The sequence below is a fragment of the Salipiger bermudensis genome (assembly GCF_017309175.1).
Classification (GTDB): Bacteria; Pseudomonadota; Alphaproteobacteria; order Rhodobacterales; family Rhodobacteraceae; genus Salipiger; species Salipiger bermudensis.
This window is the reverse complement of sequence record NZ_JAEKJV010000020.1, coordinates 101,667-108,941: the sequence shown is the minus strand read 5'-3', so window position 1 is coordinate 108,941 and position 7,275 is coordinate 101,667. Positions and strand designations below refer to the sequence as shown.

Annotated in this window: 7 protein-coding genes and 1 tRNA gene; 2 read left to right on the top strand and 6 right to left on the bottom strand. The window is 68.7% G+C overall.

Going from position 1 to position 7,275, the window contains the following annotated elements; translation table 11 throughout:
• Positions 1-194: 194 nt before the first annotated feature.
• From JF542_RS21300 to JF542_RS21290, 3 genes are all read right to left on the bottom strand, one after another.
• The gene (locus JF542_RS21300; protein WP_207077335.1) at positions 195-734 is read right to left on the bottom strand and encodes an AAA family ATPase; all 540 of its coding nucleotides are present in this window, start codon (positions 732-734) and stop codon (positions 195-197) included.
• Positions 735-903: 169 nt separating this feature from the next.
• A tRNA-Ala gene (locus tag JF542_RS21295) sits at positions 904-979 on the bottom strand.
• 101 nt (positions 980-1,080) lie between these two features.
• Positions 1,081-1,401 carry a TIGR02300 family protein gene (locus JF542_RS21290; RefSeq protein ID WP_007796995.1) on the bottom strand — a complete coding sequence of 107 codons (321 nt, stop codon included), beginning with the start codon at positions 1,399-1,401 and terminating at the stop codon, positions 1,081-1,083.
• Positions 1,402-1,508: 107 nt separating this feature from the next.
• On the opposite strand from JF542_RS21290, the gene JF542_RS21285 reads away from it, so the two are divergent.
• Together JF542_RS21285 and JF542_RS21280 are read left to right on the top strand one after the other, a co-directional pair.
• A complete protein-coding gene (locus JF542_RS21285) occupies positions 1,509-2,201 on the top strand; it encodes a M48 family metallopeptidase (protein WP_207077334.1) in 693 nt (230 codons plus the stop codon).
• A 63-nt stretch (positions 2,202-2,264) separates the two neighbouring features.
• Positions 2,265-2,915, top strand: coding sequence for a GntR family transcriptional regulator (locus tag JF542_RS21280; protein WP_007796988.1), 651 nt, complete (start codon positions 2,265-2,267; stop codon positions 2,913-2,915).
• A gap of 4 nt (positions 2,916-2,919) precedes the next feature.
• Here JF542_RS21280 and JF542_RS21275 read toward each other — a convergent pair whose 3' ends face one another.
• The 3 genes from JF542_RS21275 to JF542_RS21265 are packed head-to-tail and all read right to left on the bottom strand — an operon-like array spanning position 2,920 to position 7,221.
• A complete protein-coding gene (locus JF542_RS21275; RefSeq protein WP_207077333.1) occupies positions 2,920-4,152 on the bottom strand; it encodes an efflux RND transporter periplasmic adaptor subunit in 1,233 nt (410 codons plus the stop codon).
• 4 nt (positions 4,153-4,156) lie between these two features.
• Positions 4,157-6,520, bottom strand: a complete 2,364-nt coding sequence (locus tag JF542_RS21270) for an ABC transporter permease (protein ID WP_207077332.1) — start codon at positions 6,518-6,520, stop codon at positions 4,157-4,159.
• Positions 6,514-7,221: an ABC transporter ATP-binding protein gene (locus JF542_RS21265; RefSeq protein WP_207077331.1), complete on the bottom strand. Its 708-nt coding sequence runs from the start codon at positions 7,219-7,221 to the stop codon at positions 6,514-6,516. Before JF542_RS21265 ends, JF542_RS21270 begins: the two co-directional genes overlap by 7 nt.
• Between the last annotated feature and the right edge of the window lie 54 nt (positions 7,222-7,275).

Sequence of the window (7,275 nt, the reverse complement as noted above, 5' to 3'; positions counted from 1 at the left end):
TTGAAACCTTGGCCCGCGTCACCGACAATCCAACCGTCAGGCTGCCCGCAGTGGCATCCTGATCAGGCCCGGACCTCTCCGAAGGTCGACGCTCCTACACCATGCCGTGGGGCACTATCCAGGCAGCGGGAGGCGGGAGGGACCATGCGGTTTGTCCGGTTCAGCAGTTTTGCCAGGGCATCTCGCGATTACGGTCAGTTGACTCGCTGCGCACAAACAAAGTCGGCGCGTGTTACGATGTCGGTGCGCGGCAGCTCTGTGATCTCGTAACCGAGCGCGGTGTAGGTGTCGCGCATGACGGCACCTGTCGCTTCGGCCTCGGCGCGGGTCTGCTTGCGCTCGGCGTCCTGCGTGAAGATATCGTCCCAGAACGGCGCTAGGAAGATGCGGGCGTTGTAGCGGGTTGCCTTGGCCGCTGCAGCGACGTGGGGTGGCACGGGGAGGCCGCAGAGGGTCAGGTAGCCCAGAATGTCGGGAGTGCCGCGATCGAAGATTACGGGGCTTGAGAGGGCCTGAGCGTCCTCGTAAGCGCGCAGGTCCCGCTCCAGCATCCGTTCGGCATAGGCCATGCGATCCGCCCAGGGGAGTGCATCTCCGCCGCGCGCCATCTCCTCGCGAATGACCGCGCGGCCGGTTTCGGGAATCGTATGAAAGCCACGGCGGGCGAGTTCGGTGATCAGGCTGGTCTTGCCCGCACCAGGGCCGCCCGTCACGACGAAGAAATGGTCGCTCATGGGCCATCCTCGGATTTGACAGGAGAAAGCGCTGCGAAGCGATCAACACGCCACGGGCGCGTATCAAAGCAGCAAGAATTTTCGTAGGGAAAACAGCACCCGTCTGCGCGGCAGAGGCAAATCCTCTGACGAGAAAGGCCGAACTATCTGGTGCTTTTCAAAAGGTAGATGGTGGAGCCTAGGGGGATCGAACCCCTGACCTCTTGCATGCCATGCAAGCGCTCTCCCAGCTGAGCTAAGGCCCCATCTTGTGTGACGCTCTCGGCGTCGTGCGGCGTGATCTACGCAAAGCCGCGGGCGGGTTCAAGGGAAAAAATCACCGCCCGCGACGAAAAACTTTCGAGCCTCAGCTCTCGTCGTCTTCGCTGGCCACATCGGTGATGTCGTCGAGCGAGACGTTGTCGTCATCGTCGTCCTCGAGCACATCATCATCGTCGAGATCGACCTCGACATCATCATCCAGCAGGTCATCGCTTTCGTCGTTCTCAGCGTCGGGCTTGCGCTTCGCGCCATCGGCCGCGTCCGCGACGAGCATCGTGCGCTTGCCGGTGTCCAGCTCGAGCACCTCGCCCGTATAGGGGCTGACGATCGGGTCCTTGTTCAGGTCGTAGAAACGCTTGCCGGTGGTCGGGCACACGCGCTTCGTACCCCATTCTTCCTTGGGCATGGGAGATCCCTTTCATCCTGTCCGGTCATGTCGACAATCCGCGCCCTCTGCCATATCAGGGAAGCGGTGTCAAAGGCTTTGGCCGTATTGCATCCGAGGCAGAGCATATGGGGCAGATCACACTTCCTGGCAACCCGCCGATCGCGGTGACCCTGCGCCGTTCGGCGCAGGCACGGCGCCTGTCGCTGCGGCTCAGTCAGATCGACGGACGGGTCACGCTGACGCTTCCGCGCCGGGTCCCTGAGCGCGAGGCGGTGGGCTTCCTGCGCGAGAAGGAGGCGTGGCTCAGGGGGCATCTCGCGGCGCGCGGCGACGACGCGCGTATCGAGCTTGGCGCGGTGCTGCCCATCGAGGGCGTTATGCGCGAGATCCGTCCCGGCGGCGGGCGCAGCGTGATTCTGGGCGAGATCTGCGTAGAAGTGCCAGGCCCCGAGGAACGTGTCGCCGCGCGGCTGCAGGGCTGGTTGCGCACGCTGGCGCGCGAGCGGCTGGCCGAGGCCTCGGACCGTTACGCCGCAAGGCTGGGGAGGCCCTATACCCGACTCACCCTGCGCGACACGCGCTCGCGCTGGGGCTCGTGCACCTCGCAAGGCGCGCTGATGTACAGCTGGCGGCTCATTCTCGCGCCGCGCGACGTGCTCGACTACGTCGCCGCGCACGAGGTCTCGCACCTGGCCGAGATGAACCACTCCAAGGCATTCTGGAACACGGTCGAGGCGCTCTACGGCGACTGGCGCCCGCAGCGGCGCTGGCTGCACGACGAGGGCGGCAGCCTGCACCGCTACCGCTTTGGCGACTGACCGGACTGCCAGCGCACGAGGGCGATTGACGGCATCGCGATTTGTGATCACATTGCGCGGATCATGAACCCAGCCACCCGCCCCACCGAAATCGTCTCTTCCGCCCATGACCGCGTCTATCGCGGCCTGCGCACCCGCATCATGCTGGGCCAGATCGCGCCCGGAGAGGCGCTGACCTTGCGCGGCATCGGCAAGGAGTTCGAGGTCTCGATGACCCCGGCGCGCGAGGCGGTGCGGCGGCTGGTGGCCGAGGGCGCGCTCAGCATGTCCTCCTCGGGACGGGTGCAGACCCCGGAGCTGTCGAACGAGCGAATCGAGGAGCTGGCGGCGCTGCGCTCGCTGATCGAGGTCGAGCTGGCCTCGCGGGCGCTGCCGCGCGCGCACATCGCGCTGATCGACCGGCTGCAGACCATTAATGGCACCATCGCCGAGGTGGTGCGCGACCGCGACGCGGTGGGCTATATCCGCTCCAATCTCGAGTTCCACCGCACCCTCTACCTGCGGGCGCAGGCCCCGGCGATGCTGGCCATGGCCGAAACCGTCTGGCTGCAGCTCGGCCCCACGATGCGCGCGCTTTACGGACGCTTGCGCCGTTCCGAGGCGCCGCAGTTCCATCGCCTGATCATCGCAGCCCTCAAGGCCGGCGACGAGCCGGGGCTGCGGCTCGCGGTGCGCTCGGACGTGACGCAGGGCCTCAAGATGCTGGCGAGCTGATCCCTCACTCCGCGCTGCGGGGCGCGATCCGGGCGCCATCGGCCAGATCGGCGGCGGGGTAGAGCACCACCTGGTCGCCCGCGTCGAGCCCAGAGAGCACCTGCGCGGCACTGCCATTTCCCGGCCCCAGGTCCACCGGCACCTGTTCGGCCCGCCCGTCGCGGGCGCGCAGCACCGCCCAGCCGCCGTCCTGCCGGAACAGCGCGCTCTGCGGCAGCTGCAACGTGTCGGCCTCTTCCCAGACCACGATCCGCGTCACCACGCGGTAGCCGTGCCCGAGGCCAGAGCGCTCCTCGGGGGGGCCGCTGAAGCGCACCGTGACCTCGACGCGCTGCTCCTCGACCCCCAGCGCCGAGACCTTGGTAAGGCCCTGCGGCGCGATCCGGGTGACCTCGCCATCGAGCACCGCATCGCCGCCCCAATCGTCGATCATCACCCGGTCGCCAAGGCTCACCTGCACCGCATCCGAGGAGATCAGCTCGACCACGATCTCGAGATCTGTCGCGATATCGCCGATCTCGAGCACCGCGCTGCCGGCGCCGAGGATGGTCTCGCTCTGTTGCAGCACCCGAAGGATGCGCCCGGAGATCGGCGCCACCAGCGAGATGTCGTTGGCGTGGTTGCCCGCCACCGCCGCCGCCAGCCCAAGATCCTCGAAGCTGATGAGCTGGGCGCGGGCGTTGGCCAGCTCGGCTTCGCGCATCGAAACGGCGGCCTTGGCGGTTTCGAGCTGTGCCGCCGCGGAGCGCGCTTCCGAACGTGCCCGGTCGAGCGCGGCGGTGCTGACCGCGCCGCGCGCCGCCAGTGCCTCGCTGCGCTGGAAATCGGCCTCGGTGAGATCGGCATTGGCGGCGGCGGCGTTGACCTCGGCCTCGGCCACCTTGAGTGCCGCCTTGGCAGCGTCGAGCAGCGCCATTGCCTGCTCGCGGGTGCGCACGTCGAGCGCATCGGGATTCACCGGGCGCATATGCGCCACGGTCTGGCCCTGCTCGACCGCGTCGCCGGCGATCGCGCCGACCCGCAGCAGGCGGCCCGCCACCGGGGTCGAGACGATGTAGACGTCATGCACCTGCGTGCGGCCCTCCTCGTCGATGGTGACGGTGAGCGGCCCGCGCGTGACCTCGCCAAGGTCGACAAGCGCCGGGCGCGGCCAGAACGCCGCCACCAGCGCGCCGCCGAGCAACAGCACGATCAGGCTCCACAGGATCAGGCGGGTGCGGTTGCGGGTGTCTGCCATGTCATCAATCCCGTGTCTTGAGCGCCGTGACCAGATCGGCCCGGTCGACGTCGCGTTTCACCAGAAGTCCCGAGACCAGCGCGCCGCCGATCACCACCAGCGCGGCGCTGCCGAAGGTGGTGGCGTGGAACACCACTGGGATGGTGTAGATCTCGGAGGAATAGGCCGCGGCGAGCAGGTGGGAGAGCCCGGCGCCAAGCGCTGCGCCGAGCGGCAGCGCCAGCAGCGTCACGATGCCAAGCTCGCCCAGCAGCACGTAGGCGGCCTCACCGCGCGAGAAGCCGATCACCCGCAGCGAGGCGAGATCGCGCAGCCGCTCGGCCAGCGCGATTCGGGCGGCGTTGTAGACGATGCCGAAGGTGATCACGAAGGCGATGGCCGACATGATGAACCGGGTCCAGCCGGCGCCCTGGTCCATCAACTCCTCGAAGGCGACGCGCTGCTCGTGCTTCAGGCTCACCCCCGCGACCGTCGGCAGATCCTTGAGCCAGACATAGACCGCACCCGCCTCGGCCTCGTCGAGCAGCAGCGCCGCGCCCGAGACCCGCCCGGGCTCGCCAAGCGCACGGTTGAGCCCGTCGAGCGCCATGTAGGCCGGCGCGCCCAGCACCGTGTCCGAGATCGCCGCCACCGGCAGGTCGAGCACCGGCTGCGCCCCTTCGCGCACCTCCACCGTGAGGCTCTGGCCAACGGCGAGGTCGAGCTTGTTGGCCAGTGCCCGGCTCAGGACCAGGCCCTCGTCGCGCATCGGGATCGGCGCGAGGCCCGGCGTCAGGGCGCGGTAGAGCACCGGGTCGTGGGGCAGGGCGGTGATGCTGCCGCGATGGCTCTGGCGCCCGTTGCGCAGGATCACCGGCACGTCGCGGCGGCCCTCGACGCGGGTGATGCCGGGGTGGCTTTTCAGCTCGAACAGCACCTTGTCCGAGACTGCGTGGGTGAAGGTCACCTGCGCCTCGGACCGGTCCATCACCTCGAAACTCAGCTCGATGGCATGGGCGAAACCGGCGTGGATGGTGATCATCCCAACCGACAACGCCATGCCGCAGGTGATGCCGATGATGGCGCCGGCCATGCGGAAGGGCGTCCGGGTGAAGCGCCGCAGCACCATGCGCGAGGGCTGGTCGAGCCAGGCGGTGAGCCCGCGCCAGCGCCCGGCGCTGGCATAGTCGGCAGGCGCCGGCGGGCGCATCGCCTCGGCCGGGTCGAGGGCGAAGATCCGGCGCAGCACGATGGCGCCACCGGCGGTCGCGGCAAGCACGCTCACTGCGATGCCGATGGCGAAGGCCGCCGGTTCCAGCCGGAACACGAGGAAGGGAAACTTGAAGAACTGCAGGTAGAGCCCGACCATCCCGCGCCCCGCCGCGACCCCCAGCAGGCAGCCCAGCAGCGCCCCCAGCAGCGCGATGGCCAGCACCAGCTTGAGGTAGTGCAGCCCGATCTCGCCGGAGCGGTAGCCGAACGCCTTCAGCAGGCCGATCTCCTCGCGCTCGGCCTGCACCATGCGGGCGATGACGATGTTGAGCAGGAAGGCGGCGACGGCCATGAAGATCGGCGGGATGGCGCGGGCGCTGTCGCGCAGACCGTCGATCTCTTCCGAGACGAAGCGGTTCGAGAACATGTCCTCGCGTCCGAAGGCTCCGGTGGCACCGTAACGGTCGAGCAGCCGGTCTATGGCGTCGATCACCGGGGCTTCTTCGGCGCCGCGCGCCAGCCCGACCAGCGCCTGATTGAAGGCGCCGTCCATGTCGAAGGCCGCCTCCATGGTGGCGGGCGACAGCCATAGCACGCCGAAGCGGCTGTCATCGGGGACCATTTCGCCCGGCGCGGCGGTGTAGAGAAACTCCGGTGCGCGGGCGAGCCCGGTGATGCGGAACGCGCGCAGCGCGCCGTTCATGGTGGCACTGAGCGTGTCGCCGGGCCGCAGCCCGTGGGCGGCGGCGAAACTGTCGAGCAGCACCGCCTCGTCGGGCCGCCCGCGCTCGAACAGCCGCCCGGCTTCGAGCCGGATGGCGTTGAGCGCGGTATCGCCCTCATAGGGCAACGACAGCGCCTGCGCCTGCAGCGGCACCGCCTGTCCGGCCAGATCGATCAGCGCCGCGCCGCTGACCCGGCCTTCGACCGCGCCGACTCCCGGAAGCGCCGCGATCTGGTGCAGCACGTGGTTCGGCGCGCGGGTCACAGGCGCCACGATATCGGCCAGCCGGTAGCGCTCGTAATAGCCGCGCCGGGTCTCGTCGAGCGAGCTTACCAGCCCCGACATCATCACCTGCATCATCACACCGAGCGCCATCACCACGGCAATGGCGACGGCCTGCCCCTTCATCCGCCACAGGTCGCGGATCAGCTTACGATCGAGCGGGCCTACCATTCGATCTCCTCCGCCCTGAGCTTGCTGGCGTTGGTCTCGACCGAGCGGATGGCGCCATCGGCGAAGCGGATCACCCGGTCGGCCATGGCGGCGGTGGCGGCGGCGTGGGTGACGATCATCACCGTGGTGCCGAGGCTCTGGTTGAGATGCTGCAGCACGCCCAGCACCTCGCGCCCTGTGGTGCTGTCGAGCGCGCCGGTGGGCTCGTCGCAAAGCAGAACGTCTGGCTGCTTGGCGACAGCGCGGGCGATGGCGACGCGCTGCTGCTCGCCGCCCGACATCTGGCTTGGGAAATGCCCGCGCCGGCCCTCGAGCCCGACCAGCGCCAGCGCCTCGGCCGGGGTCATCGGGTCGCGGGCGATCTCGGTCACCAGCTCGACATTCTCCTCGGCGGTGAGCGAGGGCATGAGGTTGTAGAACTGGAAGATGAAGCCGAGATGGTCGCGCCGGTAGCGGGTGAGCTGGCGGTCGCTCATCGCGGTCAGCTCGTGCTCGCGGAACCACGCCCGGCCCGAGCTTGGCCGGTCGAGCCCGCCAAGGATATTCAGAAGCGTCGACTTGCCGCTGCCCGAGGGGCCGAGCAGCACCACGACCTCGCCTGCGGGCAGTTCAAGATCGACCCCGCGCAGCGCATGCACCGCCGAGGCACCCTCACCATAGGTGCGTGTCAGAGCCTCCGCGCGATAGGCGAGCTGGGCCATGGGGGATCCTCCATGGCCGCGAGTCTAGCGGCTTTGCGGCAGCCGTGACTTGCG